This is a genomic window from Nonomuraea sp. NPDC003214 (genome assembly GCF_053590035.1).
On sequence record NZ_JBSFSX010000005.1, the window covers coordinates 432545 to 459384 of the forward strand.

Below are 26840 nucleotides of genomic sequence, written 5' to 3' on the forward strand. Positions count from 1 at the left end.
AACCTGGACGTGTAGTATCCAGGTTATGCGGATGAGCGAGGGCGTGGAGTGGGCGCTGCACAGCTGCCTGAACCTGACCTGGGTCGAGACCGGAGAGGCCATGACGGCGGCCCGCCTGGCGGCGTTCTACGAGCTGCCGGCGGCCTACCTGAACAAGCAGCTCCAGGCGCTGGCCCGGGCCGGGATCGTCACCTCCACGCCCGGCCCGCGCGGCGGGTTCCGGCTGGCGCGCCCGCCGGAGCGCATCACGCTGCTCGACGTGGTGACCGCGATCGAGGGGCCGGGGGAGGCGTTCCGCTGCGAGGAGGTGCTCCGGCAGGGGCCGGGCGGCCGCTCCGACATCGACTACCGCAAGGCGTGCTTCATCTCGCAGGCCATGCGCCGGGCGGAGCTGGCCTGGCGCAAGGAGCTGGCCGGTCAGACGCTGGCCGACATCAAGAAGATGGTGGAGCGCCACCTGCCCGGCGCCCCGGCGGCCACGCGCGACTGGTTCGCCTCCCGCCGTCCCTGAGCGCCGCCGTGGGCGGGGTGCTCGATCGGCCCCGCCGCTCACCGTAATTCTGGATATCAAATATCAAAGATGGAGAGAATCATCATGCGCATGAGCATCCGCAAGCCCGCCGCCGACGGTCTCAAGGCCATGTACGCGCTGGAGGCCTACCTCAACGCCGGCCCCGTCCCGCGTGCCACCCTCGACCTGCTGCGGCTGCGGGTCAGCCAGATCAACGGCTGCGGCTACTGCGTCGACATGCACGCCCGCGAGGCCGCCGAGGCCGGAGTGAGCGACCGGCGCATCCACGGGCTCGCCGCCTGGCGCGACACCCCCTTCTACAGCGACGCCGAGCGCGCCGCGCTCGCCCTCGCCGAGGCCGCCACCCGCATCGCCGACAACCCCGCGGGCGTCCCCGACGACGTGTGGGCCGAGGCCGCCGCCCACTACGACGAGGAGTCGCTGGCCGTCCTCGTCATGGCGATCGGCTCGATCAACACCTGGAACCGCATCAACGTGACCCTGCGCAACGCCCCGGCGGCCTGAGGACCCGCCTGCCCGAAATTTGCAGGGACGTGGACGTTTGCCGAGACCCGCTGGGGCACGGCGGCAGGTATGACAACCATCGCTTCCGAAGTGCTCATCGAGCGGCTGGCCGAATGGGGCGTCGACACCGTCTTCGGCCTGCCCGGCGACGGCATCAACGGCATCATGGAAGGGCTGCGCCGCCACGCCGACCGCGTCCGCTTCGTCCTGGTGCACCACGAGGAGGCGGCGGCGTTCATGGCCGCCGCCCACGCCAAGGCGACCGGGCGCGTCGGCGTGTGCCTGGCCACCAGCGGCCCCGGCGGCATCCACCTGCTCAACGGCCTGTACGACGCCAAGCTGGACCACCAGCCGGTGCTGGCCATCACCGGCATGCAGGAGACCAGCGTGCTCGGCACCGGCTACCAGCAGGAGGTCCACCTCGACCGGCTGTTCGAGGACGTCGCCGAGTACAACCTGGTCGTCGACAACCCGACCCAGCTGCCCGGTGTCGTGGACATCGCGATCAGGACCGCGTACGCCCGGCGCGGCGTCGCCCACCTGACCCTGCCGAACGACGTGCAGGTCGCCCCCGCCGACGCCGACCCGTACAAGCACGTCGCCCCCGCCCGGCCGCCGGCCACGGCCGCCGTCTACCTCAGCCCGCCGGGGCTGCCCCGCGAGGAGGACCTCCAGGCGGCGGCCGAGATCCTCAACCGCAGCGAGCGCCCGGCGATCCTGGCCGGCGCCGGGGCGCTGCACGCGCGGGCCGAGGTGCTCGCCGTGGCGGAGGCGCTCGGCGCGCCGGTGATCAAGACGCTGCCCGGCAAGGCCGTCATCCCCGACGACTCCCCGTACGCGGTGGGCGGCATCGGCCTGCTCGGCACCCGCCCCGGCGAGGAGCTCGTCGAGGACTGCGACGCCCTGTTCATGGTCGGCACGAACTTCCCCTACACCCAGCACCTGCCCCAGCCCGGCCAGGCCCGGGTGGTGCAACTGGAGGCCGACCCGGTCAGGGCCGGCGTGCGGCTGCCCACCGAGGTGCCGATGATCGGCGACGCCAAGGAGGGGCTGCGCGCCCTGCTGCCGCTGCTCAAGCACGACGGCGCCCGCGACCACCTGGACAAGTACGTCCGGATGACCGAGAAGTGGCACTCCGACATGGCGGCGCTGGACTCGCCGGACCGCGACCCGATCGCGCCGCAGTATCTGATGGGCTGCGTCGACCGGGCCGCCACCGACGACGCCATCCTCACCTGCGACTCCGGCACGATCGCCACCTGGGCCGCCAGGCACTGGACGATCCGCGGTGAGCGCGGCTTCTACCTGTCGGGCAACCTGGCCTCGATGGCGCCCGGCCTGCCGTACGCGATCGCGATGCAGCTCGCCCACCCCGGACGGCAGGTCATCGCGTTCATCGGCGACGGCGGGTTCGCGATGCTCATGGCCGAGTTCCTGACGGCCGCCCAGCACGACCTGCCGATCAAGGTGATCGTCAACAACAACAACTCGCTCGGCCAGATCCTGTGGGAGCAGATGGTGCTCGGCTACCCCGAGCACGGCGTCCGCTTCGCCCGGCCCGCCGCCGACTTCTCCGCCTGGGCGCGCTCCTGCGGCGGCTACGGCCGCAAGGTCACCGAGCCCGGCGACGTGGCCGAGGCCGTCGCCCAGGCGCTCGCGCACGACGGCCCCGCCCTGGTCGACGTGGACGTGGACCCGAACGAGCCGCCGATGCCCGGCAAGGTCTCCTACCAGCAGGCCAAGAGCTTCGCCCAGGCGTTCCTGCGCGGCCAGCCGCACAAGGCGTCCATCGCCACCACCCTGTTCAAGGACAAGATCTCCCAACTGGGCAAGTGAGCACCCGCCACCGGATCGCCCGCCTGCTCCGGGGGCGGGTCAGCGTCGGCGCCGCCGGAGCAGCAGGACGCCGCCGGTCGCCACGGCGGCGCCGAGCAGGACGAGCAGGCCCGCCACGGCGGTCGCCGGCCACGGCCAGGCGCTGCCGGTGAGCCCGAGGTCCTGCACCGGGTACTCCAGCGTCTTCGCCGTCCACCGGGCCGTCTGCACGTCGTAGGTGCGGGCGATGTCGCGCATCACCGGGTCGAAGGCGAACTCCCCGCCCGTGTGCGGGTACTCGGGCCGCAGGTCGCCCACCCCGGTCACCTGCCGCCGGGCCGCGTCCAGGCCGGGCACGATGAGCCGCCCGAGCTCCCCGGCCGTCTCGGCGGGCGTCGCCCGGGGCACGAACGTCAGCCCGTGGCGGGAGCGCACCGGGCCGTCGCCGATCGCGACCGTACGCCCGACCATCGCGTGCTCGGTGTAGGAGATGAACACCGAGGCCAGCTCCAGCTCGCCGACGCCGTCCACGAGCCGCACGCCGATGGCCGACGGGCCGGGCCGGTAGGAGGCGTTGAACCCCACGACCGCGTCGCCCGGCTCCAGCCCGGACTCGGGGATGGGCGCGGCGGCGCCGGGGGAGTAGTGCCGCCAGTGCACCCGCTGCGCCGCCTCCTGGGCCGCGTCGGCGCCGAGCAGCCGTTCGACGATCCGCAGGGCGCCGTCGATGCCGGACAGCACCCCGGCCGTGGTGATCACCTCGCCGTCGTCGACGTACCGGACGCCGCCGGTCCAGCCGACGGCGGGGAAGTCGGCACGCAGCCCGGACAGCCGCAGCCAGTGCGAGGTGGCGCGCCTGCCGTCGAGCAGCCCGGTCCCGGCCAGCACCCGGGCGCCGTTGCAGACGCTGACGACGATCGCGCCGCGCGCCGCGTGGGCGCGCAGCCAGTCGCCGACCGCCGGGTACGGCTCCTGCATGGCGGGGATCACCACGGCGTCGAGCCGGTCGCGCCGCTCGTCCAGCAGCCGCGTCAGCCCGTCGAACGTCAGGTCGGGCACCAGGTCGAGCCCGCCCGTCAGGGGCGCCGGGCCCGCGTCGGCGGCGACGACGTACGTGTTGACGCGGCCGGTGCCCGCCAGCACCTCGTACGGGCCGAGCAGGTCGGCCACGTTGGTGCCGCCGGGGCCGGTGACCAGGGCCACGGTGGGCTTGGCCGGGTCGTGGCCGCCGGCCTTGGGGGCGGGCCTGGCGGTCACGGCGTCGGCGCGGACCGTGTAGAGGTCGCCGAACTTGCCTGTGGTGTTGACGGCCGACACCGAGGCCGGGACCAGCAGCGCGACCAGCACGACACCCGATCGCCTGAGCCACTTGGCCGGGATGCCGGCCGGGTGGCAGGTGTACTCGGCGTGGCGCCACAGCATGGCCAGCGCCATGAACACGAACATGAGCGTGTGCCCGAGGGACATCACGACATGTCCTGATAAGACGCCGAACCAGTAGGGGACGAGCAGGATGGGGAACGGCGCGAACATCGCCACGCTCATCTCCGCGATGCTCGCCCACCCGTGCCTGCGGACCAGCATCCAGGCGGCCATGCCGACGGTCATGTCGGCGGCCATGAGCAGCGTGTCGACGTCGAACCGGACCGGCTGCGGCAGCACCGCGTCCCACAGCAGGTCGAGCAGCAGCATCCCGGCGTACATGGCGATGACCATCTCGGCGTAGTGCCAGACGAACCTGATGACTTTCCGCATGTCCGTACTCCTGACGTGAGCGTGTGATGCCGCCGACGTTAGGAAGGGACGGGCAGGCGCCGAATCAGCGAACTCGCCGGTCCTCCGCCAGGACGAGCCGCATCAGCTCGGCGCGCGAGGTGATGCCGGCCTTCTGGAAGACCTTGCGCAGGTGGTAGTCGACCGTGCGCGGGCTGAGGAAGAGCTGCGCGGCGATCTCGCGGTTGGTCAGCCCCTCGCCGACCGCCAGCGTGATGCGCAGCTCCTGCGGGGTGAGCGTGCCGAGCGCGGCGGCCTCCGGGGCGCGGGTGCGCGCCTGCTCGCCGGTGGCGCGCAGCTCGCCCTGCGCGTGGTCGGCCCAGGCGAGCGCGCCCAGGCGGCGGAAGCCCTCGGCCGCCTCGCGCAGGTGCCGCCGCGCCTCGGACCGCCGCCGGTCGCGCCGCAGCCGCTCGCCCAGCAGCAGCTCGGTGCGGGCCAGCTCCAGCGGGGAGTCGGCCAGGGCGTGCAGGCGCAGCGCCTCGGCGAAGTGGCCGTGCGCGTCGGCGCCCTCGCTGACCAGCGCCCGGCAGCGGGCCGCCAGCGCGCCCAGCTCCGGCGAGCCGGTGTACGCGGTCCACCGCTCGTACCGCGCGGCAGCGGCGGCGGACCCCTCCTGGTCCCCGGCCCGCACCAGCGCCTCGACCAGGTCAGGCGCCATCCCCATGGCCAGGTCGGCGGGCAGATCCACGCCCGGATCGGCAACCAGGCCGGTGGCCGCACCATGAGGGCGCCCCGTGGCCGGATCGACGGGGGAAGCCGTGGCCGGGCCGGTGGTTCCGGCGAAGTGGTGGGCGGCCTCGTGGTGGCGGCCGGCGACGAGGTCGACGAGGCCGAGCGCGCGTCCCGCGTACGCCATCGCGTCCGGCAGGCGGCGGCCGGTCGCCTCGGCCAGCACGTCGGAGGCCAGCTCGGCCGCCTCCGGCCGCCCCCGGAGCGCCGCGCACAGGGCCAGCAGCGCCCGGTTGCGGCAGGCGGTGTTGGGCTGGCTGGCGTCGGCGGCGAACTGGCAGCCCTCCTCGGCGTGCGCCTCGGCGAGCCCGAACCGGCCCCGCGCGAGCTCGTCGGCGGCCTGGTACTCGAGGTTCCAGGCGACCGTGCCGAGCGATCCGCCCGCCCGGGCCAGCCGTCCGGCGTCGCGGATCAGGCGGCGGCTCAGCTCGTGCTCGCCGAGCTGCCCGGCGATCGCGCCGGCCAGCGTCATCGTCACCGGATCGGTGAGCTCACCGGCCAGCTCGCGGTCGCGCGCCGCCGGTCGCGCGTCGTGGCCGGTGCGGGCCAGGCACAGCGCGTGGAGCAGCCGCAGCACCGCGTCGCGCGGGTCGTCGCGGTCCGGCGCGACCTCGCCGAGCCAGCCCGCCAGCTCGGCCCACGCCCGGGGCCGGTCGGCGCGGCGGCCGAGGTCGGCGTACATGACGACGGTCGGCGTGAACAGCCGCCTGTCGATCCGGAGCGCGCGCGGGATCCACGGCCTGACCAGGTCGAGCGCGTCCTGCGTCGACCCGGCGAACTCGGCCACGATGGCGCGCAGCGCGGCCAGCGCGATCCGGTCGGCCTCGGCCAGGCGCGGCTCGCGTTCGGCCCGGTCGAGCAGCTCGCCGGCGGCGCCGGTGAACCCGCCCTGGACGGCGGCGCGCGCGGCGCTCCACAGCCGGCGGCCGCGGTCGGGCCCGTCGGGGGTGAGCTCGGCCGCGCGTGACAGCGTGGCCAGGGCCGCGGCCGGGCCGCCGCGCAGGGCGGCCTGCTCGGCCGAGCGTTCCAGCTCCCCGGCTGCCTCCTCGTCCTGGCCGACGGCGGCCTGCCCCAGGTGCCAGGCGCGCCGGTGGTGGTCGGCGTCGGTGTCGAACGCCGAGGCGAGCGCCCGGTGGATGGCCACCCGCCGGTTGACGGTGGCGCTGTGGTAGACGGCCGACCGGATGAGCGGGTGCCGGAACACCAGCCGGGTCCCGTCGTAGGTGAGCAGTTCGTCCAGCTCGGCGCGGTGCAGCGGGCCGGCGTCGATCCCGAGGGAGGCGGCGGCCCGGCCGATGGTCTCGGCGCTGCCGGAGCCGTCGGCGGCGATGAGCTGGAGCAGCGGCAGCGCGTCGCCGTGGCGGGCGCGGATCCTGGCCAGGAACGAGCGGCCGAGCTCGTCGGTCAGCGCGGGCGGCTCCTGGGCGCCCTGCGGCGGCAGCTCCCGCCCGGCGAGCTCCAGCAGGGCGAGCGGGTTGCCGCCGGTGACGGCGAGAAGCTGCTCCTGCTCGCCGTGGGTGAGCCGCCGCCCGGCGAGCAGCGCGCGGGCGGCGTCCGGTTTGAGGCCCATGAGCGGGATGCGCCGCAGGTGTGGCAGGTCGGTGTCGTGTCCCTCGTCGGCCCGCGCCGCCAGCGCCACCGCGATCGGCTCGTTGTCCAGGCGGCGGGCCACGAACGCGAGCGTCTTCAGCGTGGGCCGGTCGGCCCAGTGGGCGTCGTCGACGACGCACAGCAGCGGACGCTCGCCGGCCCGCAGCGACAGCAGCGACAGCGTGGACAGGCCGACCAGGAACGGGTCCGGCGGCGTGCCGTGCGCCCGCCCGAACAGCACGCTCAGCGCCTGCGCCTGCGGGCCGGGCAGCTCGGCGACCGAGTCGAGGACGGGGAGCAGCAACTCGTGCAGCGTCGCGTAGGCGAGGTCGGCCTCGGGCGCGACGCCGACCGCGCGCAGCACCCGGAAGCCGGTCGCGCGCTCCTCGGTGTGCGTCAGCAGCGCGGTCTTGCCGATGCCGGGCTCGCCGTGCAGCACCACGCCGCCGCCGTGCCCTTCGGCGGCACGCCGCAGCAACGTTGCGAGCAGCTCGATCTCGCTGTCTCTCCCCAGCACACGGTGAGCATAGAAAGCACCGCAAGCTGTGACAACGGGCACGGGACCGGCGACTTCACTGATGCGGGCAGGCGGCGGGCTGCCTAGCCTCGGAGATCCGCGGCAGAAGGGCAGGTCACCATGGGCGAGACGCTGCGCGGCAGGACCGCCATCGTCACCGGCGCCGGCCGCGCGATCGGCGCGGCGGCGGCGCGGGCGCTGAGCAGGGCGGGCGCCGGCGTCGTGCTGGCCGCCCGCGACGGCCGCGCGCTGGAGGCGCTGGCCGCCGGCATCGGCGCGGCCGGCGGCGCGGTGGTGGCCGTCCCCACGGACCTGGCCAGCCCGGTGTCGGTGCGGCGGCTGGTAGAGCAGACGCTCGGCGCGTTCGGCCGGCTCGACGCCGCCTTCAACCACTCCCGCGCCGCCCTGGCCATGCGGTACGAGCTTCCGCCCATGCGGCTGGCCGGGCGGGGCCGCATCGTCAACCTGGCCACCGGCCCGCGCGTGGCCGAGCTGACCCGCGCGACGGCCCGCGACCTGGCCGGCACCGGCGTCCGGGTCAGCGCCGTGACCCCGGCGTACGGCAGCGCCGAGGAGATCGCCGACGCGGTCGTACGGCTGTGCTCCGAAGGGTGCTCGGACTGGTGCGCGGACGGGTGCGCGTGCTCGGACGGCTGCGGCTGTGGGTGCGCGGACGGCTGGCTACGCTTGCCCCATGCATCCGCGTCTCGGCCAGATCGTCATCGACTGCCGTGATCCACACGGCCTGGTCCGCTTCTGGGCCGCCCTGTTCGGCGGCGACCCGGTGGACCGCGCCGCCGACTGGTCCTACGTCGAGCCGCCCGGCGGCGTCCGCCTGGCCTTCCAGCAGGTGCCCGAGGGCAAGGCCGGCAAGAACCGGCTGCACCTGGACGTCGAGGTCGCCGCGATCGAGCCCGCCGTCGCCCGCGCCGTGGAGCTGGGCGCCACCCGCCTCGGCGCGACGGTCACCGACGCCCAGGGCTCCTTCCAGGTGATGGCCGACCCGGAGGGCAACGAGTTCTGCTTCGTGCACGGCTGACCAGCGGCATGTCCGCTTTGTGCAAACCGTGAGGTCCGCCAGGGGAAAGACGGGGACGGGCCGGCCGGGGTTCACTTCCGGGAAACATCCCAGAAAGGACCCGTCACCATGCCGGAAGCACCGAAGTCGGAGTTCTGGAAGGACCTGCGGCCCATCGAGAACTCCTTCCGCCCGGACGCGCTGCCCGAGGTGTACCTCTCGCAGGTCGCCACCGACGACGACCGCTACTACGTGCCGTTCACCGACACCGTCGGCTCCCGCCCGCTGTGGATCAACGTCAAGGACAACAGCTGGGCCGACATCCTGCGGGCCAAGGAGGCCGGGCTGGTGAACCGGCACTACCACCCGCACGAGGTGTTCGCGTACACGATCTCCGGCAAGTGGGGCTACCTGGAGCGGCCCTGGACCGCGAGCGCGGGCGACTTCGTCTACGAGGCGCCGGGCGAGGGCCACACGCTGGTCGCCTACGACAGCGGCGAGCCGATGAAGACGTTCTTCATCGTCAAGGGCCCGCTCATCTGGCTGGACGAGAACGGCGACCCCGACGGCTTCTTCGACGTGCACGACTACATCGCGATGTGCCGCGAGCACTACGAGAAGGTCGGGATCGGCGCCGACTACGTCAACTCCCTCTTCCGCTGACACGAGGTCGTCATGGCTGACACCCCCACCGGGACCACGGCCGACAGGTACGAGAACCGCCTGCTGGTCATCCTGTTCCTCGCCTTCGGCTTCGTCTTCTTCGACCGCCAGGCGCTGTCGTTCCTGGCGCCGTACATGGACGCCGACTTCGGCCTGTCCAACGCCGAGCTCGGCACGCTGTCCGGCGTGCTGGCGCTCACCTGGGCGCTGGCCGGCATGTTCGCCGGCCGGCTCTCGGACGCGCTCGGCCGCCGCAAGCCCATCCTCATCGCGGCCGTGGTGCTGTTCTCGCTGTTCTCCGCCTCCTCGGGCCTGATGGCGGGCTTCGCCGGGCTGCTGGCGGCCCGCGCGCTCATGGGCACGGCCGAGGGCGCGGTGCTGCCGATGGCGCAGTCGCTCATGGTGGAGGCGTCGCGGGAGAGCCGCCGGGGCTTCAACATGGGCCTGGTCCAGGGCTCGTCCGCGGGCCTGCTCGGCGGCATCGTGGCCCCGCTGGCCGTGGTGTGGCTGGCGGAGACCTACAGCTGGCAGGTCGCCTTCTACGTCACGATCATCCCCGGCCTGATCATCGCGGCGCTCATCGCCAAGTTCGTGCACGAGCGCTCGCCCCGCACCCCGGACGCCCCCGCGGCGCCCGCCCCGAAGCCGGCCCGGGTGCCGCTGGGCGAGGTGCTCAAGCTGCGCAACATCGTCGTCTGCATGCTGATCGCCTGCTTCTACCTGACGTGGTTCATCACCATCATCACCTTCACCCCGACCTACCTGACCGAGGTGAAGGGCTTCGCGCCCGGCACGATGAGCGGCGTGATGACGTGCCTGGGCGTGGCCTGGGTGCTGTGGGGGTTCGCCACGCCGGGGATCTCCGACCGGCTGGGCCGCAAGCCCACGCTGATCGGCTTCACCGCGCTCGCGGTGTGCTGCCCGCTGTTCCTCGTGTACGTGGACGACCCCGTCCTGCTCGGCGCGCTCATGGTGGTCAGCTACACCGGGCTGGGCTGCTTCACGCTGTTCATGGCCACGATCCCGGCCGAGACCGTGCCGCGCGGCGCGCTCGCCACCGCCCTCGGCCTGATCATGGGCGTGGGCGAGCTGGCCGGCGGGTTCCTCGCGCCGATGGTCGCGGGCTGGGCGTCCGACCAGTGGGGGCTGCAGACCGCGATGTTCATCGCGGCCGGCGGCGCGCTGCTCGTGGTCGTGCTCTCGTTCGCGCTGCGCGAGACCGCGCCCGCGGTCCTGCGCCGCCGCGCCGCCGCCGGACCGGCCCCCAGCGCGGCGGGCTCATGAGCGGCACCGCCCGCAGGCCCGCCGTCAAGGCCGCCGTCTGGTACGGCCCCCGCGACGTCCGGGTGCTCGACACGTACGTCCCGCCGCCCGGCCCGGGGGAGGTGACGATCGAGGTGGCGTACTGCGGGATCTGCGGCAGCGACCTGCACGAGTACGCCGACGGCCCGCACGCCATCCCGGTCGGCGAGCCGCACCCGGAGTCGGGCGTGGCCGCCCCGCTGGTGCTCGGTCACGAGTTCTGCGGCACCGTCGCCGAGACCGGCCCCGGCGTCACCCGCGTCGCCCCCGGCGACCGGGTGGCGGTCGAACCGCACTACCGCTGCGGCGACTGCCCCCGCTGCCGGGCCGGCGAGTACAACATCTGCCGCCACTTCGGCTTCGCCGGGCTGATGGGCCACGGCGGGCTCGCCGAGCGCGTCACCGTGCCCGCGTACATGCTGCACCGGCTGCCCGAGTCGGTGCCGCTGGAGCAGGCGGCGGTCTTCGAGCCCGCCGCGGTCGCGCTGCACGCCGTCAGGCGGGCCGCGGTGGCGCCCGGCGAGACCGTCGCCGTCGTCGGCCTGGGGCCGATCGGGCTGCTGGTGACGCGGCTGGCGGCCCGCGCCGGAGCCGGGCGGATCGTGGCGGCGGACCCGTCGCCGGCCCGGCGCGCGCTGGCCCGCGCCCTCGGCGCGACGGACACCGTGCCGGCCGGCGACTCCTGCGCGGCGCAGGTCAGGGAGGCGACCGGCGGCGAGGGCGCGGACGTGACGTTCGAGGCCGTCGGCTCGCAGGTGGCGCTCGGCACCAGCCTGGCCGCCACCAGGCGGGGCGGGCGGGTGATGTTCCTCGGCCTGGCCGGGACCGTCAGCCTGGACGCCTTCGCCCTGGTCAACAACGAGCAGTCGATCCTCACCAGCGTCGGCTACCGGGACGCCTACCCGGAGCTCATCCGCATGGTCGCCGAGGAGGGCGTCGACCTGACCGGGATCGTCACCTCGACCATCCCGCTGGCCGACGTGGTGCGCGACGGCTTCGAGGCGCTGCTGAGCGGCGGGGAAGGACAGGTGAAAGTGCTGGTCCGGCCTGTGTGACAGATCACACCGGGTTGCTATCCTGTGCGTCCCGCCGGGGAAGGAGGGACACATGCCGGCCGACACCGTCACCGTGGTCTCCAGGGCCACGACCGAGCACGTCGCACCCGCCGAGCGCATCGACTACTGGGAGGACTACAACCGCAGGGCGCTGGTGGGCCTGTCCTGCACCTCCTACTCCGACCAGGGCCTGCTCGCCAGGCAGACCAACATCGAGCTGGCCGCGATCCGGCTGGCCGACATCGCGGGCAACGCCCACGCGATCGAGCGCAGCCCGCAGACCGTGCGGTCCGCGCCCAAGGACTCCGTGTTCGCCACCCTGCTGCTCAACGGCGACGCGGTGTTCCTGCACGAGCACGGCTGCCTGGCCGCCACCGCGGGGGAGCTCGTCGTCTACGACACGCGCAGCCCCTACCTGTTCGGGTTCTCCTCCAGCATGCGGCAGATCCTCGTCGACATCCCGCGCGACCTGTTCGACCGGGCGTGCCTGGCGGGCGGGCTGCCGGCGCCGATGCTGTTCGGCCGCGACACCGCCCGCGAGGGCACGCTGGTGGCCGCGCTCCGCTCGCTGCTGGGCGGGCTCGCCGCGCTGCGGTCCGGCTGGGAGCCCGACCACGCCGAGGCCGCCGTGCTCGACCTGCTGCGCCAGCTCGCCGCCGAGCGCACCGGCGGCCGGCCCGGCCACGACGGCTACCGCACCCAGCTCATCGTCGCCGAGGACTACATCGAGCGGCACCTGCACGACCCCGCCCTGAGCACCGCGCGGGTCGCCGGGGTCATGGGCATCTCCGTGCGGCACCTGGCCCGCATCTTCGAGTCCACCGGCAGGTCGCCGGCACGGCACATCACCGAGCGGCGGCTGGAGGAGGCGCACCGCCAGCTCACCGGCGGCGGGGCGAGCGACACCACGATCGCCGACGTGGCGCACCGGTGGGGCTTCTCCAGCCAGGCGCACTTCGCCCGCCTGTTCCGGGCCCGCTTCGGCCGCACCCCCAGCGAGGCCCGCGCCGCCACGTCCGGCTGACCCGCCCCGGTGTGGCGTCCCGGGCGCTGGGTAGCCAGGCTCTGAGCAGCGGAAACGGGGGAGAACACGATGACCGAGCAGCCTGGGGAGCCGGCCGAGCAGGACCAGCCGGACGAGCTCAGCGACGAGGAGCTGGACGAGGCCTTCCTGCGCCAGAAGGAACTCAATCCCGACGACTTCGAATAGCACGCCGGGGACGACGGGAGAACGAGATGACGGACGAGACCGGGCATGACGAGATGCCCGACGAGGTGCGGCGGGTGCTGGACGAGGTGTTCCGCGACCGGGACGAGGTGACGCGGCGCGAGGTCTACTCGTGCGCGTCCGAGCACGTCAAGCTGCCCGCCGACACCCTCGGGCAGCTCAACGGGCTGCCCGAGCGCTCCTACACCAGGCAGGAGCTCAGCGAGGCGCTCGCCCGCCTCTTCGGCGGGCACTCATAGGTACGGCCCGCCGCCGGCCGCCGGAGGCAGATCGGGCCGGGGTGGCGGCGGCAGCCGGTGGGCCGCCTGCTGCAGCGCCAGCCCGGTCTTGATGCCCTGGAAGACCCCCTCCAGCCAGCCGACGAGCTGGCTCTGCGTGATGCGGATCTCCGCCTGCGTGGGCGGCGCCGACGGGTCCGGCAGCAGGCGGGCCAGCTCCTCGCGCAACTCCGGGTCCACGGAGTGGCCGATCTCCTTGACGGCCTGCTCCTGGATGTGCTGAAGCTGCTCGCGGGCGTGCTCGTCGAGCGGCACCGTACGGGCCTCGTCCAGCAGCGAGCTCACCATGGCGCTCACGCGAAGCAGCCGGGCCGGTTCCTCGACGCGCCTGATCTCCACCTCGGCGGCGGTCGCGGCCTCGTCGTCCTGCGGCCGGGGCTGATCTGGTGTCGGTGTCATGTCGGCGTCCTGTTTCGCTCGAGAGCCTGGGTTCACCTGGCCCTCTGCCCACGCACCCGTACCTCACTCACCAGGTGAACGGCCGGGCGATCCGCGAGCCGAGCCATCCGGCCCGGTAGTAGAGCCGGGGGGGGACGCGCGACAGCAGCGGCGAGTGGCGGCGGCCGAGCAGCGTGAGCAGGTGCTTCGGCGGCAGGCCGACGTAGCGGTCCAGGTTCTCGTACCAGCGGGCGCTGTAGCGGGCCGCCCGCTGCGTCGGCCGGATCGCGGCCATGCGCTCGCGCTCGAACCAGGCCAGCGCCTCGGGCAGCCGGGGAGTGTTGTGCAGCGCGTGCACCAGGAACGCCGCGTCCCCGAGCGCGAGCGCCGTGCCCGCGCCGATCGAGTAGTGCGTGGTGTGCGCGGCGTCGCCCAGCAGGACCAGGTTGCCGCGATGCCACGTCCGGTTCGTCACCGTGCGGAAGCGCTGCCAGCGCCCGCCGCCCCCGCCGATCAGCGGGTGCCCGTCGAGGACCTCGGCGAACAGCTTCTCCAGCAGCGCCAGCCCGTCGGCCTCGCCCGCCTCGTCCAGCCCCAGCCCCCGCCACGTCCCCGGGAAGCACTCCACCACGCAGGTGCTGTTCGCCTTGCCGTACGGGTAGCCGTAGCACCAGATCCAGCCGTGCTCGGTCTCGGTGAAGGCGAAGGTGAAGGCGTCGAAGACCTTGGTGGTGCCCAGCCACACGTACGGGTCGCGGCCGGTCGCCACGTCGGTGCCGAAGTGGTCCGCGTGGCGTTCGCGCAGCGCGCTGCCCGCGCCGTCACCGGCGATGACCAGGTCCGCCCCGGCCAGCTCCTCCTCGGCGGCGATCTCGTGCTCGTACGCGATCCGCACGCCGAGCGAGCGGGCCCGGTCGGCGAGGATGGCCAGCAGCTCGCGGCGGCCGATGCCGAGCCCTTCCTCGGCGTTCTCCAGCGTCACCGTCGCGCGGTCGTGGACCCGCATCAGCCAGCTGTCCCAGTGGACGGAGCCGTCCACGATGGCCCGCGCGGTCTCGGGGTCGGTGCTGAGCAGCCTGTCACGCAGGTCGCCCCAGAACGTCACGCCCCACCCGTAGGTCGAGCCCTCGGGGTTGCGCTCGTAGACGGTGATGTCCCGGGCGGGGTCCACCAGCTTCATCAGGATCGAGAAGTACAGGTTGGCCGGCCCGCCGCCGACGCAGGCGATGTGCACGAGGAACCCCTAAGTCACCGAACGTCACTTCTTACGACGCACAGTAACAGCCGGTCGGGCGGGGTCCCCGGTAGCGGCCCGGCCCGGCGGGTTCGAGCGGGCGCACGCGCGGCAGGCCGGTCAGCGCCGCCGCGGCGAGCGCCGGGCACGCCGGCGGGTCCGGCAGCCCGGGCAGGAGGAACACGTGACCGGCGGGCGCCACCGGCAGACGCCGGAGGCCGGCCGCGATGCCGCCGGGACGACGGGCGCGGCCACCGTCACCCGCCGGGGCGGGACGTCCAGGCCGCAGCCCAGATCCGGAGCGGGGTCCAGAGCCGGGTCGCGGCGCAGGACCGCCTGCTGCAGCCGGCTCAGCGCGGGCCCCGGCTCGATGCCCAGCTCGTCGATCATGACGCGGCGGGTCTCCTGGTAGACCTCCAGCGCCTCCGGCGACCGCGAGGCCCGGTACAGCGCCAGCATGAGCTGGGCGCGCGGGCGCTCCCGCAACGGGTGCGCCCGGACGTGCGCGAGCAGCACCGGCACCACCGCGTGGTGGTCACCGGCCGCCAGCCGCAGGTCGACGTGGTCCTCCAGCGTCGTCAGGCGCTCCTCCTGGAGGCGGGCCGACTCGGCGTGCGCCCACGAGGCGTTCATGCCCGCCAGCGCGTCGCCCCGCCACAGCGCCAGGGCCCGCCGGAACAGGCCGTCCGCCGCCGCGACCTCGCCCCGCGCCCGCGCCTCCCGCGCCCGCCGGGCCAGCAGCGAGAACAGGTGCGCGTCGACGCTCTCGCGGGCCAGGTTCAGCTGGTAGCCGCCCGCGACCGTCGCGATGATCTCCTCGTCCTGGTGCGGCGCCAGCAGGCCGCGCAGCTTCGACACCACGATGTGCAGCTGCTTGCCGGCCGTCGTCGCCGTGCTCTCGCCCCACACCTGGGCCAGGAGCTGCTCGGCCGGGACCGGCCGGCCGGCGCTCAGCGCGAGCCGCGCCAGCACGCCGACCCGCCGCTCACCGGCCAGCCCGGCCGGCTCGCCGTGCGCGGTGATCTCCCAAGGCCCCAGGATCTTGATCTCCAGCCCCACGCGGGCTCTCCCTGTCGCTCGCCGACGGCGGGGGAGACGGAGAACGAAGGGACACCCCCTCGCCCCCGCCGCAGTGGGTGTCCGCGCCACCGGGGAAACACTACGCAGCCGGGGCCGGGGCCGGTGTCGGGTGAACGCCCTACAAAACGGGCTCGTTGAGCTCGGCCAGCGTGATCACGCCGTCGTCGAGCGCCCGCCCGACGAGCTCGCTCTTGGTACGGGCCGCGCGCCCCGCGTTGGCGTACTTGATCCGGACGCGCGTGATGTAGGTGTCGACCGTCTTGACGGTGATGTTGAGCTTCGCGGCGACGAGATCCTTGGACGAGGACACGAACCAGGCCCGCAGCACCTCGGTCTCGCGCTGCGACAGCCGGGGCCGGTCGGGGGAGTCGTCGGCGATGATCGCCCCCGACAGCGACGGGCCCGTGTACGGCTCGCCGCGCGCCGCCGCCCGGATCGCCGGCACCAGGTGCTCGGGGCCCTCGCGCTTGGTCAGGTAGGCCAGCGCGCCCAGGTCGACGCACTTCATCGCGGTCGCGTCGTCGGTGTGCTGCGAGTAGACGATCACCCGCCTGCCGTTGTCGACCAGCCGGCGCAGCTCGCCGAAGTCGGGCCGGCGCGGCACCAGCTCCAGATCGAAGATCACCACGTCGGCGCCGGCCCCGGGGCCCGTCCACACCTCGGCCAGCCGGTCGCCCGCGTCGATGAGCTCGATCGGCGGCACGGCCTCCGCGCACCAGAAGCGGACCCCCGCGGCGATCGCCGTGTGGTCGTCCACGATCACCGCGGTGATCAGGTCGTCGCCTGCCATTGGGCCTCCATCCACACCGTGTCGTCGTCGTGCAGCGCCTCCACCCGCACGCCGGGCGTCGCCGGGTTCGGCACGCCCACCTCGCCGCAGTCGGCCACCACGCTGACCGACACCAGCCCGGCGACCCCCGTGACCGTGACGCGGGCCTTCGAGGCCGCCGTGGCGAGCATGACGACCACGGCCTCGGTCAGGTCGCGCCGGACGGCCAGCGGCGGCGCCGGCCACTGACCCCGCGTGTCGAGCTCCACCACGACGCCCCGCCGGTCGGCCACGTCGACGCAGTGGCGCAGCTCGTGCAGCAGCGGATCGGCGACCGTGTCGGTCTCGGCGAACAGCCGCCGCATCCGCGCCGCCTCGATCGCCGAACGCCGCTGCACCTGCGGGTCCTCCGGGCGGAGCGAGCCGTCGGCCAGCCCCTCCAGCAGCGGGATCGTCGTCGCCGACAGCTCGGCGAAGCGCTGCTGCCTGCGCCGGTGGGACTCGGCGGCGACCGCCTCGGCGACGCGTACCCGCTCGATCTCCGCGCGGGAGGCCGCCGCGGCGGCGCTGAGGCCGTGCAGGAGGCCCGCGACCACGGCCACGCAGAGCGGGAAGCCGATCACGGTCACCGAGCCGGTGGCGAACCGGGCCAGCGCGGCGCGGCTCGGCTCGTGCAGCACGAGCACGTTCAGCAGCGCGGTCAGCTCGTGCGCGAGCAGGAACGACACCGTGACGCGCAGCGGGCGGTCCAGCAGCACGACGACGCCCACCCAGTTGGCCGCGCCGAAGATCCAGTCGACGGTGGTCGAGGTCCGCCCGTCGGGCAGGGTCGCGTACGACAGCAGGGACGCGGCCAGCGCGACGGCGACGGCGGGCAGGCGCAGCCGGCCCCACGAGCGCCGCCGCACGAGCAGCGCCGCCTCCCCGGCCAGCACCGCGACCAGCAGGCCCAGCGCGGCGACCTGGGCGAGCGGCGTCCCGTACTCGTCCAGGTGGCGCAGCAGGTTGGCGAGCCCGAGCCCGGCCACGATCGCCAGCGCGACCAGCAGCGTCGCCACGCGCAGGCCGCGCCGCAACCGCGCCCGCGTCGCCTCCTCCTCCACGGCCTCGCCCGTCGGGGTCATCGGTCCGCGTCACCGGCCGGGGCGCGCCATTCCAGGCTGACCAGGGTGCCCTCGCCCTCGGCGGAGGTGATCGTGGCGGTGCCGCCGACGCGGCTCATCCGGCCGCGCAGCGACTCGCGGATGCCGCGCCGGGTGAGCGGCACCCGCGCGGGCGCGAACCCCCGGCCCCGGTCGGCGATGTCGAGCCGCAGCGCCCGCGCGTCGCCCTCCAGCCGCACGCTGGCCCGGCCGGTGCCCGCGTGTCGGCGCACGTTCGTGAGGGCCTCCCCGGCCGCGTCGGCGAGCGCCCGCGCCACGTCCGACGGCAGCCGCAGGCGCTCAGGGGCGTCGAACTCCACGGCCAGCCGCGCCTCGCCGAGCCCGGCCCGCAACCGCTCGACCAGGTCGTCCTCGCCGCCCGGCCCCTCCGGGCCGTCCTCGCCCGGCGGGCGGCCGGCGTCGGAGCGCAGGCGGTCGAGGTCGCGGCGGGCCTGGGGAGCCAGCCAGCCGTCGTCCGAGCGCACCTGGCCGGTGCCGACCATGAGCAGTGTCGTCGCCGCCGTGTCGTGCAGGGAGTTGGCCAGCTCGCGCTCCTCGGCGCGGACCGCCTCGGCCACCAGCGACGCGCCGCGCGCCCGTACGGCCTCGGCCGCCGCCCGGTCGGCGCGGCCGGCGGCGTGGTGGACGAGCACCCAGGCCAGCCGGGACAGCGCCGCCGCCGCGGTCGCCCACATGGCCTCCCTGACCAGCGACTCGCCGCCGGCCAGGGCGACGATCAGCGCCGCGCCGCCCCCGGCGGCCACCGCCGCCGCACCGCCGGCGGCGGGCGTGGTGTGCCACTGCCAGGTCACGCAGGCGAAGGTCACCAGCAGCCGCAGCCAGCCGGTGTTGGTGTCCTCGATGGCGCCGGTCCACGGCACGCTCGAATACAGGCCCAGCAGGACGAGCACGTCGAGGGCGACCGGCCAGGACCCCCGCCCGGCGCGCAGCCACCACGAGAAGCCGCAGGTCCAGGCCGCGGCGACGGCGACCACGGCGGCGGTGGCGGCGAGCTGTTCGCCCTGGGCGCGGAACAGGGCGATCCCGCAGATCGGCGCCAGCGTGGCCAGCCGCACCGCGGCCGCGTAGCGGCGGCCGAAGCGCACCAGCAGCAGCGCCGCCTCCCCAGCCACCCGTCACCCTCTCCGCCGGCACCCGCGCGATCTCCGTGACGAAGCCTAACGAGGAAGAGCTCTCATGTTCGCGCTATCGCCAAGCTGCCCGCCCGCCTCCGGGTTGCGCGGTTCACTCGGGCGCCCGCCCGCCTCCGGGTTGCGCGGTTCACTCGGGCGACCGCCCGTGCCTGTGGCGCGGCGGTCGCCTGCGCGGGCGAGCCCCCCGGCCCCGCCCGCGCGCTCGTGGGTCGTCAGGCGACGACGAGGGACTCGGCGGTGAACTCCCGCCCGGCGACGATCTCGGAGACGAAGCCGTCGGGCCCGACGGGACGGTCGCCGATCAGCGTGACCCGGTGCAGGGTCCGCTGGACGTCGAGGTGGTCGAGGTCCGACGGGGCGAGGTGGGCCGTGGCCCGGTTGTCCCAGAACGCCAGGCTGCCCGGCTGCCAGCGCCAGCGGACGGTGTACTCGGGGCGGGTGATCTGCTCGTAGAGTAGGTCCAGGACCCGCCTGCTCTCCGGCTCGGACAGGCCGACGATGTGGTCGGTGAAGCCCGGGTTGACGAACAGCGCCCGCTCCCCGGTCTCGGGATGCACCCTGACCACGGGATGCACCGAGACCAGCAGGTTGTCGTTGATCCGCTTGGTGAGCCGGCCGTCCTCCTCGTCCGGCCGGTATCCGGCCAGGAAGCGGTGCTCGGCGCGCAGCCCGTCGACGAACGCCCGCAGCGGCGCTGACAGCCCCTCGTAGGCGGCTGCCAGGTTGGTCCAGGTGGTGTCGCCGCCGAACTCCGGCACGGTCTCGGCCCGCAGGATCGAGGCGGCGGGCGGGTTGACCGCGGCGGTGACGTCGGTGTGCCAGCCGGAGGCGTAGGAGTAGCGCTTCTTGCGGTACAGCTCGCGGTAGCCGGGGCCGTAGCGCTCCTCGTAGCGGCGCGGGTCGATGGTGAGGATCTGCGGGAACCGCTCGGGCGGGGCGTCCTCGTGCGGGTGGGCGTGGGTGAGGTCGCCGAACTGGCGGGCGAAGGCGATCTGCCCGGCGTGGTCGAGGGTCTGGCCACGGAAGAAGAGCACCTTGTGGGCGAGCAGGGCCTGGCGGATCTCCTGGACGGTGGTGGGGTCCAGCGGGTGGGCGAGGTCGAGACCGACGATCTCGGCGCCGATGTGCCCGGCCACGCGTTTGACGGTCAGGATGCTGGTCATGGCCTGATCGTGCGCCATATTTCCTACAAAAGCAATAGGCAATAAGGGGAATTTGGGTGGCGGATCTTCCGGTGCCCCGGCGGTGAGCCGCTGCTCGCGCGGCGGGCGGGCCGGGCCGGGTGTGGCGCAATCCTTCCGTTATCCCTATTTACCTACCTGCTTGCTAGGTTATAGCCCAGGCCGAACGGGAGGTGTGGAGATGGGACAGGTCGCGCGACGCCGGGCGGACCGGGCCAGACAGGTCGCCGACCTGCTCAGGCGCCAGATCGTGCACGGAGGCTTCCCCCAGGTCAGGCTGCCGCCCGAGGCCGCGCTGGCCCGCGAGTTCGGCGCCTCGCGCAACACCGTGCGCGACGCCCTGCGCCTGCTGCGCGAGGAAGGGCTGGTCGAGCGCTGCCCCGGCGTCGGCACCACGATCGCCGGCGAGAAGTACCCGCACGGCCTGCACCGGCTGCTCGGCCTCGCCGAGACGCTGGACGAGCACGGCCGGGTGACCAACCAGGTCAGGACCATGACGCTGATCGAGCCGCCCCCCGCCGTGCGCACCCGGCTCGGCCTGCCCCCGGGCGAGCCCGTCGTCTACCTCGAACGGCTGCGCAGCCTCAACGGCCTGCCGCTCTCGCTCGACCTGACCTACCTCGTCCGCGACGCCGGCGAGCCGCTGTTCGACGCCGACCTGACCAGCAACGACATCTTCGTGCTGCTGGAGCGGATCACCGGCAGCCCGCTCGGCACCGCCGAGCTCACGCTGGAGGCGGTCAACGCCGACCCGCACACCGCGGCCGTGCTCGCCGTCCCGCGCGGAGCCGCGCTGCTCATGGTCGAGCGGCTCACCCACCTGGCCGACGGCAGGCCCGTCGACCTGGAGTTCATCCGTTTCCGCGGCGACCGGCTGACCATGCGCGGGCAGCTCGACCGCGCCACCCAGGAGGAGGGGCGATGGCCCTGATCGACCAGCGGGTCGAGGTGCCCGTGACCATCGACGAGGCGCTGTGCGTCGAGGGCTGCACGCTGTGCGTCGAGGCGTGCCCGCTCGACTCCCTCGCGATCAGCGACGAGACCGGCAAGGCGTACATGTACGTCGACGAGTGCTGGTACTGCGGCCCGTGCGCCGCCCGGTGCCCGGTCGACGCGGTCACCATCAACATCCCCTACCTGCTGCGATGAGGACGACGATGACGCGCGTGCTTCTGGCGGCCCTCGTCCTGCTCGCCGCCGCCGGGTGCTCGGTCACCGGCGGCGGCGCCGACAGGACGACGGTCGTCGTCGGCTACCAGTCCAAGACCATCAACACCGTCACCGCGGGCACCCTGCTGCGCTCGCTCGGCTACCTGGAGAAGCGGCTCGGCGACCGGTACGCCGTCGAGTGGCAGGACCACGACACCGGCGCCCCGATCACCGCCAAGATGGTCGCCGGGAAGATCGACATCGGCTCGATGGGCGACTACCCCCTGCTCATCAACGCCTCCCGCACCCAGGGCGTCCCCGAGGCGCGCACCGAGCTGATCTCCACCACCGGCTACAACCTGCGCGGCGGCCTCAACATGGTCGTCGTGCCGCCCGGCTCCCCGGCGACGACCCTGGCCGACCTGCGCGGGGCCAAGGTGTCGGCCAGCGTCGGCTCCGCCGGGCACGGCACGCTGGTGCAGGCCCTGGAGAAGGCGGGCGTCTCCGGGGTCGAGGTGGTCAACCACCAGCCCGCCGTCGGCGCCTCGCAGCTGGAGGCGGGCGGCGTCCAGGCGTACGCCCAGTTCGTCGCCTGGCCGGGGCTGGTGGTCTTCCAGGGCAAGGGCCGCCTGATCTACGACGGCTCCGCGCTGGACGTGCCGACCTTCCACGGCGTGGTGGTGCGGCAGGCGTACGCGAAGGAGCACCCGGAGGTGGTGGACGCCTTCCTCAAAGCGCAACTGGACGCCACCCGCTACCTGCACGAGCACCCGCTGGAGGCGGCCGAGACCGTCGCGCGGATCACTGGCCTGCCGCCCGAGGTCGTCTACCTCTACAACGGCCCCGGCGGCATCTCCACCTTCGACGTCACGCTCAAGCCGCAGCTCAAGGCCGCCCACGAGCACGACGTGCCGTTCCTCAAGCGCATCGGCGACGACTTCGCCGGCGTGGACGTCGCCGCCTTCGTCAACGACTCCTACCTGCGCAAGGCGTACGGGCCGGACTACGACAGGGACGTGGCCGCCACCGCGAACCCGGCCGCGATCACCGGGACGGACCCGGTGTGCGGCGGCCCGGTCACCGACCCGGCGACGGCCTCGGAGCTGTGGCTCGACGGCGCCGCCACGACGCGGCCGGCCGCCACGCCCGCCTGCCTGCTGCGCCAGATCGCCGCCGCCCGGGCCGCCGGGACGGCCGTGCGCGCCGCGTACGTGCCCGACACCGTCACGGGCACCCGCTGGTTCGCCGACCACGCCGTGTGGCTGCGCGCGGGCGCGGACTTCCTGCCCTTCACCACCGCCGAGGGCGCCGCCGCCTACCGCGCGGCGCACCCGGACGCCGAGCCGATCACGTACGAGGACGCGGTGAAGGCGGCAGGGAAGGCGGCAGGCAAGACGGCGGGCAAGGCGGGTGACACGTGACCGGCTGGGCCGTCAGAGCGGCCTCCGTGCTGGCGGCGGCCGGGCTGTGGCAGGCGCTCACCGCCGCCGACGCCCGGCTGTGGCTCAGGTTCGACCGGCTGCCCACGCTCGACGAGATCGCGGGGGAGGCCGCCCGGCAGCTCGTCACCCCGGTGTTCGCGCTCGACCTGCTGCAGAGCCTGATCCGCATCCTCACCGGGTTCGGGCTGGCCACGGTCGCGGGCGTCGCCGCGGGCATCGCGCTCGGCAGGTCGCCGCGGACCCGGGACGTGCTGCTGCCGCTGCTGGAGGCGGTCCGGCCGATCCCGGCGATCGCGCTGGTCCCGGTGGCGATCCTGCTGTTCCCCACCGACGAGCAGGGCATCGTGTTCATCACGTTCGTCGCCGCGTTCTTCCCGATCCTGGTCAGCACCCGGCACGCGGTCCGGGCGCTGCCCACCCTGTGGGAGGACGCCGTCAGGACGCTCGGCGGGCGCCGCCTCCACGTGCTGCGGCACGTCGTGCTGCCCGGCATCCTGCCCGGCGTGTCCGGCGGGCTGTCGGTCGGGATGGGCGTGTCGTGGATCTGCGTGATCTCGGCCGAGATGATCTCGGGGGAGTTCGGCGTCGGCTACCGCACCTGGCAGGCGTACACGCTGGTGGACTACCCGGCGGTGATCGTCGGGATGCTCACCATCGGCCTGCTCGGCTGGCTCACCTCGGCCGCCGTGGAGCTGGCCGGGCGGCGGGTCACCCGCTGGCTGCCCCGGGCCGCGCGGGACGGTGTGTCATGACCGCGGTGCTGCCCGCCGTCGGGGCCGCCCCCGCCGGGATCGGGTTCACGCTGGAGGGGCTGACGCTCGGCTACGGCCACGACCCGGTCGTGCGCGGCGTCGACCTGAACATCGAGCCGGGCGAGGTGCTGGTCGTCGTGGGCGCGTCCGGCTCCGGCAAGTCCACGCTGCTGCGCGCCCTGGCCGGGCTGCTCCGGCCCGCCGCCGGGACGGTCCGCGCCGGCGGCGCCGAGATCACCGGCACCTCGGCCGAACGGGCCATGGTCTTCCAGGACGACGGGCTGCTGCCCTGGCGCAGCGTGCTGCGCAACGTCGAGCTGCCGCTGCGCATCCGCAAGGTCGGCAGGCGGGAGCGGACCGCGGCGGCGCTGGAGTGGATCGACCGGGTGGGGCTGGCCGGGGCCGAGGGCAAGCTGCCGCGCGAGCTGTCCGGCGGCATGCGGCAGCGCGTGCAGCTCGCCCGCGCGCTCGTGGCCGCGCCCCGCGCGGTGCTGATGGACGAGCCGTTCGGCGCGCTCGACGCCCAGACCCGCGCCCAGATGCAACGCCTGCTGCTCGACGTGCTGGCCGGCACCCGCGCGACCGTCGTCTTCGTCACCCACGACGTGGACGAGGCGCTGCTGCTGGCCGACCGGATCGTGGTGCTCGGCGGACCCGGGAACGGGCACGGCATTCGCGCGTCCTTCGCCGTACGCGGCGCCGGCCGGGACGCCGGGCTGCGCGACAGGATTCTGAAGGAGCTGTAGATGGAGATTCCCTCGATCGACGACCGCCTGCACCTGGAGTGCGAGGTGCTCGTCGTCGGCGGCGGCACCGCGGGCACGATGGCCGCGATCACCGCGGCGGAGCGGGGCGCCCGCGTCCTGCTGCTGGAGAAGGCGCACGTCCGTCACAGCGGCGCGCTCGCCATGGGCATGGACGGGGTGAACAACGCCGTCATCCCCGGCAAGGCCACCCCCGAGGACTACGTCGCCGAGATCACCCGGGCCAACGACGGGATCGTCAACCAGCGGACGATCCACCAGACCGCCACCCGGGGCCACGACATGGTCCGCCGGCTGGAGCGCTACGGCGTCAAGTTCGAGAAGGACGAGTACGGCGAGTACGCGGTGCGCCGCGTCCACCGCTCCGGCAGCTACGTGGTGCCCATGCCCGAGGGCAAGGACGTCAAGAAGGTCCTCTACCGGGTGCTGCGCCGCCGCGACATCCGCGAGAGGGTGCGCATCGAGAACCGGGTCATGCCCGTACGGGTGCTCACCTCCGGCGGCCGGGCCGTCGGCGTGGCCGGGTTCGACACCCGGTCCGGGCGGTTCGTCACGGTGAGCGCGGGCGCGGTCATCCTGGCGACCGGCGCCTGCGGCAGGCTCGGCCTGCCCGCCAGCGGCTACCTGTACGGCACGTACGAGAACCCGGCCAACGCCGGCGACGGCCACGCCATGGCCTACCACGCGGGGGCCGAGCTCAGCGGCATCGAGTGCTTCCAGATCAACCCGCTGATCAAGGACTACAACGGCCCGGCCTGCGCCTACGTGGCCAACCCGTTCGGCGGCTACCAGGTCAACAACCGGGGGGAGCGCTTCGTCGACTCCGACTACTGGTCGGGCCAGATGATGGCCGAGGTGGCCGCCGAGATCGCCTCCGCGCGGGGGCCGATCTACCTCAAGCTCACGCACCTGCCGGAGGAGTCCATCGGGGCGCTGGAGAACATCCTGCACACCACCGAACGGCCCACGCGCGGCACCTTCCACGCCGGGCGCGGCCACGACTACCGCACCCACGACGTGGAGATGCACATCTCGGAGATCGGCCTGTGCGGCGGCCACTCGGCCTCCGGGGTGTGGGTGGACGAGCACGGCGCGACGACCGTGCCCGGCCTGTACGCGGCCGGGGACCTGGCCTGCGTGCCGCACAACTACATGATCGGCGCGTTCGTCTTCGGCGACCTGGCCGGCGCGCACGCCGCCGCTCGGGTCGCCGAGTCCGGCGGGTCGCCCGACGCGCTGCCCGCCGATCAGGTCGCCGCCGCCCACGAGCTGGTCTACCGCCCGCTGCGCCACCCGGACGGGCCGCCGCAGCAGCAGGTCGAGTACAAGCTGCGCCGGTTCGTCAACGACTACGTGACGCCGCCCAAGACCGCCGCCAAGCTGGACCTCGCGCTGGAGTCGTTCGAGCGCATGCGCGAGGAGGTCGCCGCGATGGGCGCGCGCACCCCGCACGAGCTCATGCGCTGCGTGGAGGTCGACTTCATCCGCGACTGCGCCGAGATGGCCGCCCGCGCCTCGCTGACCCGCACCGAGAGCCGCTGGGGCCTCTACCACGAGCGGGCTGACCTGCCCGCCCGCGACGACGCGACCTGGCTGTTCCACCTCAACCTGCGCAAGCGCGACGACGGCGCGATGGAGTTCGTCAAACGCCCGGTCGAGCCCTACCTGGTGCCCGTGCCCGAGTACGCGCCCGTGGCCGCCGAACCGGTCGTGCTCGGCGCGCACACCGCCACGCCCGTACGGCGTGCCGCCGCCGCGCCCACCGGCCGGGCCGCCGTCGGCCGCTCGCCGCGCATCCTGGAGCTGCACCGGCTGGCCGAGGAGCAGCCCACCGCCGACCGGCTCGGCCCGTACCTGTCGGACCCCGACCCCAAGGTCAGGCGGGCCGCCGTCGCCACGCTCACCGAGGTCGTCCCCGAGGGCACCGGCGCCGCGCTGGCCGCCGCGCTCGGCGACGCCCACGGCACCGTGCGGCGCGCCGCCGCCACCGCGCTCAAGGAGCTCGTCGAGGTGCTGCCCGCCACGCCCGAGCTGGGCGCCGCCCTGGCCGGGCAGCTCGGCGGGGCCGACGCGGTGGTGCGGGCGTGCGCGCTCGACGTGCTGCGCGCCCTGCGGCTGGCCGGGGCCGGGACCTTCGCCGCGGGGCTCGCCGACCCCGACCGCCGGGTGCGCGTCGAGGCGATCCGCGGGCTGGTCTCGCTCGACGAGGCCGACCGCGTCGCCGGGGCCGCCGCCGACCCGTCGCGCGAGGTGCGCGTGTGGGTGGCCAAAGGGCTGGGGCTCATCGGCAAGCCGGCCGCCGCGCTCGCCGCGCTCGCCGCCGACGCCGACCCGCTCGTACGCGCCGCCGCATTGGAGGCGTCAGGTGCCACCGGCGCCCCGCTCACCGCCGAGGCGGCGCTGGCGCTGCACGACCCCGCCTGGGAGGTACGGGTCGGCGCGGCCCGCTGCCTGGCCGCCGCCGAGGCGGAGGCCGCCTGCGGGCCGCTCGCCGGGGCGCTCGCGGACGCCAACCTGGACGTGCGCAAGGCGGCCGTGCTCGCGCTGTCGCGCTGGGCGGGCAGGCCCGAGGTGGCCGAGGCGTTGCGCGCCGCCCTGTCCGACCCGGACGCCGACGTCCGCGCCCACGCCCGCGCAGCCCTGTCCGGCCTGGATGCCGACGTCCGCGCCCACGCCCGCGCGGCCCTGCCCGACCCGGACGCCGACGCCCGCACCGACGTCCGCACGGCCCTCCCCGGCCCGGACGCCGACGTCCGCGCGGCCCTCCCCTGAGCGGGTCCGTACGCCGCCG

At 74.4% G+C, this 26840-nt stretch carries 25 protein-coding genes; 16 read left to right on the forward strand and 9 right to left on the reverse strand.

Annotated features, from left to right (window positions below; all coding sequences use genetic code 11):
• Window positions 1-25: 25 nt before the first annotated feature.
• The 3 genes from ACWDXC_RS17715 (at window position 26) to ACWDXC_RS17725 (ending at window position 2872) form a co-directional block, all read left to right on the forward strand.
• Window positions 26-511 (forward strand): RrF2 family transcriptional regulator, encoded by a 486-nt coding sequence (locus tag ACWDXC_RS17715; protein ID WP_449982835.1) that lies wholly within the window; start codon window positions 26-28, stop codon window positions 509-511.
• A 90-nt stretch (window positions 512-601) separates the two neighbouring features.
• Complete coding sequence (locus ACWDXC_RS17720) at window positions 602-1036, forward strand: carboxymuconolactone decarboxylase family protein (protein WP_449982838.1); 435 nt, start codon at window positions 602-604, stop codon at window positions 1034-1036.
• Window positions 1037-1105: 69 nt separating this feature from the next.
• Complete coding sequence (locus ACWDXC_RS17725; RefSeq protein ID WP_449982840.1) at window positions 1106-2872, forward strand: thiamine pyrophosphate-dependent enzyme; 1767 nt, start codon at window positions 1106-1108, stop codon at window positions 2870-2872.
• Window positions 2873-2911: 39 nt separating this feature from the next.
• Here the strand turns inward: ACWDXC_RS17725 and ACWDXC_RS17730 are convergent, their stop codons facing one another.
• On the reverse strand, window positions 2912-4606 hold the full coding sequence (locus tag ACWDXC_RS17730) for a DJ-1/PfpI family protein (RefSeq protein WP_449982843.1): 1695 nt from the start codon (window positions 4604-4606) through the stop codon (window positions 2912-2914).
• Window positions 4607-4670: 64 nt separating this feature from the next.
• Window positions 4671-7460 carry a helix-turn-helix transcriptional regulator gene (locus tag ACWDXC_RS17735; protein WP_449982846.1) on the reverse strand — a complete coding sequence of 930 codons (2790 nt, stop codon included), beginning with the start codon at window positions 7458-7460 and terminating at the stop codon, window positions 4671-4673.
• A gap of 120 nt (window positions 7461-7580) precedes the next feature.
• On the opposite strand from ACWDXC_RS17735, the gene ACWDXC_RS17740 reads away from it, so the two are divergent.
• The 7 genes from ACWDXC_RS17740 to ACWDXC_RS17770 all read left to right on the forward strand — a co-directional run bounded on the left by ACWDXC_RS17740 (window position 7581) and on the right by ACWDXC_RS17770 (window position 12965).
• Window positions 7581-8195, forward strand: a complete 615-nt coding sequence (locus ACWDXC_RS17740; protein ID WP_449982849.1) for an SDR family NAD(P)-dependent oxidoreductase — start codon at window positions 7581-7583, stop codon at window positions 8193-8195.
• Window positions 8155-8499: a VOC family protein gene (locus ACWDXC_RS17745; RefSeq protein ID WP_449982851.1), complete on the forward strand. Its 345-nt coding sequence runs from the start codon at window positions 8155-8157 to the stop codon at window positions 8497-8499. Before ACWDXC_RS17740 ends, ACWDXC_RS17745 begins: the two co-directional genes overlap by 41 nt.
• 108 nt (window positions 8500-8607) lie before the next feature.
• Complete coding sequence (locus tag ACWDXC_RS17750) at window positions 8608-9141, forward strand: 2,4'-dihydroxyacetophenone dioxygenase family protein (protein ID WP_219515414.1); 534 nt, start codon at window positions 8608-8610, stop codon at window positions 9139-9141.
• A gap of 12 nt (window positions 9142-9153) precedes the next feature.
• On the forward strand, window positions 9154-10425 hold the full coding sequence (locus ACWDXC_RS17755) for an MFS transporter (protein ID WP_449982854.1): 1272 nt from the start codon (window positions 9154-9156) through the stop codon (window positions 10423-10425).
• The gene (locus tag ACWDXC_RS17760) at window positions 10422-11498 is read left to right on the forward strand and encodes a 2,3-butanediol dehydrogenase (RefSeq protein ID WP_449982857.1); all 1077 of its coding nucleotides are present in this window, start codon (window positions 10422-10424) and stop codon (window positions 11496-11498) included. The genes ACWDXC_RS17755 and ACWDXC_RS17760 overlap by 4 nt, the downstream gene beginning before the upstream one ends.
• A gap of 52 nt (window positions 11499-11550) precedes the next feature.
• Entirely contained in the window at window positions 11551-12522 is a 972-nt protein-coding gene (locus tag ACWDXC_RS17765) for a helix-turn-helix domain-containing protein (RefSeq protein ID WP_449982860.1), read from the forward strand.
• 212 nt (window positions 12523-12734) lie between these two features.
• Window positions 12735-12965, forward strand: a complete 231-nt coding sequence (locus ACWDXC_RS17770) for a hypothetical protein (RefSeq protein ID WP_449982863.1) — start codon at window positions 12735-12737, stop codon at window positions 12963-12965.
• On the opposite strand, the gene ACWDXC_RS17775 is transcribed toward ACWDXC_RS17770, so the two are convergent.
• The 7 genes from ACWDXC_RS17775 to ACWDXC_RS17805 all read right to left on the reverse strand — a co-directional run bounded on the left by ACWDXC_RS17775 (window position 12960) and on the right by ACWDXC_RS17805 (window position 19924).
• The gene (locus ACWDXC_RS17775; protein WP_449982865.1) at window positions 12960-13403 is read right to left on the reverse strand and encodes a proteasome activator; all 444 of its coding nucleotides are present in this window, start codon (window positions 13401-13403) and stop codon (window positions 12960-12962) included. The two genes, ACWDXC_RS17770 and ACWDXC_RS17775, sit on opposite strands and share 6 nt — an antisense overlap.
• 67 nt (window positions 13404-13470) lie before the next feature.
• Entirely contained in the window at window positions 13471-14616 is a 1146-nt protein-coding gene (locus ACWDXC_RS17780) for an FAD-dependent monooxygenase (protein ID WP_449982867.1), read from the reverse strand.
• Window positions 14617-14736: 120 nt separating this feature from the next.
• Window positions 14737-15675, reverse strand: coding sequence for an AfsR/SARP family transcriptional regulator (locus tag ACWDXC_RS17785; RefSeq protein ID WP_449982870.1), 939 nt, complete (start codon window positions 15673-15675; stop codon window positions 14737-14739).
• A gap of 139 nt (window positions 15676-15814) precedes the next feature.
• The gene (locus ACWDXC_RS17790) at window positions 15815-16486 is read right to left on the reverse strand and encodes a response regulator (protein ID WP_219515510.1); all 672 of its coding nucleotides are present in this window, start codon (window positions 16484-16486) and stop codon (window positions 15815-15817) included.
• The gene (locus tag ACWDXC_RS17795; protein WP_449982873.1) at window positions 16468-17589 is read right to left on the reverse strand and encodes a hypothetical protein; all 1122 of its coding nucleotides are present in this window, start codon (window positions 17587-17589) and stop codon (window positions 16468-16470) included. Before ACWDXC_RS17795 ends, ACWDXC_RS17790 begins: the two co-directional genes overlap by 19 nt.
• On the reverse strand, window positions 17586-18740 hold the full coding sequence (locus ACWDXC_RS17800) for a sensor histidine kinase (protein WP_449982876.1): 1155 nt from the start codon (window positions 18738-18740) through the stop codon (window positions 17586-17588). Before ACWDXC_RS17800 ends, ACWDXC_RS17795 begins: the two co-directional genes overlap by 4 nt.
• 233 nt (window positions 18741-18973) lie before the next feature.
• Window positions 18974-19924 (reverse strand): TauD/TfdA dioxygenase family protein, encoded by a 951-nt coding sequence (locus tag ACWDXC_RS17805; RefSeq protein ID WP_364181366.1) that lies wholly within the window; start codon window positions 19922-19924, stop codon window positions 18974-18976.
• 199 nt (window positions 19925-20123) lie between these two features.
• Here ACWDXC_RS17805 and ACWDXC_RS17810 point away from each other — a divergent pair, with 199 nt between their 5' ends.
• From ACWDXC_RS17810 to ACWDXC_RS17835, 6 genes are read left to right on the forward strand one after another with little or no spacing between them, the layout of a single operon-like run.
• On the forward strand, window positions 20124-20873 hold the full coding sequence (locus tag ACWDXC_RS17810) for a GntR family transcriptional regulator (RefSeq protein WP_449982879.1): 750 nt from the start codon (window positions 20124-20126) through the stop codon (window positions 20871-20873).
• Window positions 20864-21091: a 4Fe-4S dicluster domain-containing protein gene (locus ACWDXC_RS17815; RefSeq protein WP_219510645.1), complete on the forward strand. Its 228-nt coding sequence runs from the start codon at window positions 20864-20866 to the stop codon at window positions 21089-21091. Before ACWDXC_RS17810 ends, ACWDXC_RS17815 begins: the two co-directional genes overlap by 10 nt.
• An 8-nt stretch (window positions 21092-21099) precedes the next feature.
• Window positions 21100-22512: an ABC transporter substrate-binding protein gene (locus tag ACWDXC_RS17820; protein ID WP_449982882.1), complete on the forward strand. Its 1413-nt coding sequence runs from the start codon at window positions 21100-21102 to the stop codon at window positions 22510-22512.
• Window positions 22509-23285, forward strand: coding sequence for an ABC transporter permease (locus tag ACWDXC_RS17825; protein WP_219510647.1), 777 nt, complete (start codon window positions 22509-22511; stop codon window positions 23283-23285). Before ACWDXC_RS17820 ends, ACWDXC_RS17825 begins: the two co-directional genes overlap by 4 nt.
• A complete protein-coding gene (locus tag ACWDXC_RS17830; RefSeq protein ID WP_449982885.1) occupies window positions 23282-24031 on the forward strand; it encodes an ABC transporter ATP-binding protein in 750 nt (249 codons plus the stop codon). The genes ACWDXC_RS17825 and ACWDXC_RS17830 overlap by 4 nt, the downstream gene beginning before the upstream one ends.
• Window positions 24032-26821, forward strand: a complete 2790-nt coding sequence (locus ACWDXC_RS17835; RefSeq protein WP_449982887.1) for a fumarate reductase/succinate dehydrogenase flavoprotein subunit — start codon at window positions 24032-24034, stop codon at window positions 26819-26821. It abuts the gene before it with no gap.
• Window positions 26822-26840: the final 19 nt, after the last annotated feature.